General features: G+C 34.5%; 2 protein-coding genes. Both read left to right on the top strand.

Going from position 1 to position 2,034, the window contains the following annotated elements:
- Positions 1–1,316 (top strand): thioether cross-link-forming SCIFF peptide maturase (scfB, locus tag KHW44_RS09030; protein WP_304068689.1); only part of this gene is annotated, 1,316 nt, incomplete at its 5' end.
- Positions 1,309–2,034, top strand: a 726-nt coding sequence (locus KHW44_RS09025) for an aminotransferase class V-fold PLP-dependent enzyme (protein ID WP_304068686.1), incomplete at its 3' end; no start/stop codon positions are given. The genes scfB and KHW44_RS09025, both read left to right, overlap by 8 nt.

Raw genomic sequence — 2,034 nt, 5'->3', positions numbered from 1 at the left:
ATGTAAACGGTGGAAGTGTCCATGTTTTTGACGACATAAGTTACGATGTACTTGATTATTACAAAGATTTAAGTGCAGATGAAATAGTAGAAAAATTAGATCAATATCCTGAAGAATCTGTCAGAGATTCTATAAAGGAAATTGCAGAATTGGAAAAAGCGAATATGCTTTTTTCATCTGATGATTATCTTCACATTGAAGATTTCAAAAAAAGAGAACCTGTGTTAAAGGCAATGTGCCTTCACGTTGTTCACGATTGTAACTTGAAGTGCGAATATTGTTTTGCTTCACAAGGTGATTTTGGTGGACACAAAGCCTATATGACTGAAGAAGTCGGCAAGAAAGCTTTGAAATATTTGGTTGACAATAGCGGTTCAAGAAAATTCTTGGAAGTGGATTTCTTTGGTGGAGAACCTTTAATGGATTTCGAGCTAGTGAAGAAATTAGTAAAATACGGCAATGAAATAGCCGATGAAAAAGGTAAGAAATTCAGATTCACAATAACTACTAACGGCGTTTTGTTGGACGATGACAAGATTGATTTTATCAACGAAAATATGCACAACGTAGTTCTTAGTCTTGATGGTAGAAAATCTGTCAACGATAATATGAGAAAAACTTTGAACGACAAGGGTTCTTATGATTTAATCGTTCCTAAATTTCAAAAACTTATTAAAGGAAGAAAAGGAAAATATTATTACGTAAGAGGAACTTTTACTAAAAAGAATTTGGATTTCTCAGAAGATGTAAAACACTTCAAGGATTTGGGATTTGAATTGTCAAGTATCGAACCTGTTGTAGACAGCGATTATGACGATTACGCTATTACTAAGGAAGATTTGGACACTGTTTTGAATGAATACGAAAAATTGGCAGTGGATTATGCAAAGGATCAAGTTAATGGTTCTAACTTTAAGTTCTTCCATTTTATGGTTGATTTGACTCAAGGTCCATGTGTAATAAAAAGAATGCAAGGTTGTGGAGCTGGATGCGAATACATTGCAGTAACTCCAGAAGGAGATATTTATCCTTGTCATCAATTTGTCGGCAACGAAAAATTCAAAATGGGAAATATTTTAGATGAAAATCTAACTTTACCAGAAGATTTGCGTGAAGAATTCTTGAATTGTCACGTATTTACAAAAGAAGATTGCAAAAATTGTTGGTGCAAATTCTACTGTTCTGGTGGTTGCCATGCAAATGCGTACAATTTTAATCACGATATTTACAAGCCATACGAATTGGGTTGCGCAATGCAAAAGAAACGTACTGAATGTGCAATTATGGTAGAAGTGGAGAAAATGTTGAATGCGTAATTTGTATGATAATCTGATAAATAGAAAAGAAAAAGTAAGCTTTCACATGCCTGGCCATAAGGGCAAGACGTTGGAAGGTATGAACGATTTTCTTGAAAATATTTTGAAGATTGATGTGACAGAATTATCTGATACAGATGATTTGTACCATGCAAATACTATTATAGCTGAGGGCAGGAATAATCTTGCCCTTTTTTCGCATGCAAAATCATCGATGTATCTTGTCAATGGTTCAACATCTGGAATTGTCGCAAGTATAATGAGCGTATTAGATGAGAACGAAAAAATTTTGGTAGAGAAAAATTGCCACAAATCTGTCATCAACGGTGTACGACTTGCTCGTGGAAAATCTGTGGAAATAGACTGTGATGGAGTGTGTGAACAAGAAGTATTGATAGAAAATTTGAAGAAAGATTCATCCATCAAAGCAGTTCTCATCACACGCCCCAATTATTATGGGATTTATCAGCCAATCGAAAAACTTGTAGCATATTGTCACGAAAATAATATCAAAATTATTGTTGATGAAGCACACGGAGCACATTTCGCACTGGACTGTTTCGACAAAAATGCAATGCAACTAGGTTGTGATATTTCTATTAATTCGTATCACAAAACGATGCCAGCATTCACGCAAACTGCTGCAATTAATTTCAATTGTGAAGATGAATTGATAGATAAAACCATCTCCAATCTACAAATGATTATGACATCTTCC

This window comes from Finegoldia magna (assembly GCF_018371055.1).
Classification (GTDB): domain Bacteria; phylum Bacillota; class Clostridia; order Tissierellales; family Peptoniphilaceae; genus Finegoldia; species Finegoldia magna_I.
Note: the sequence above shows the minus strand (reverse complement) of the source record. Positions and strands in the feature narration are given on the sequence as shown.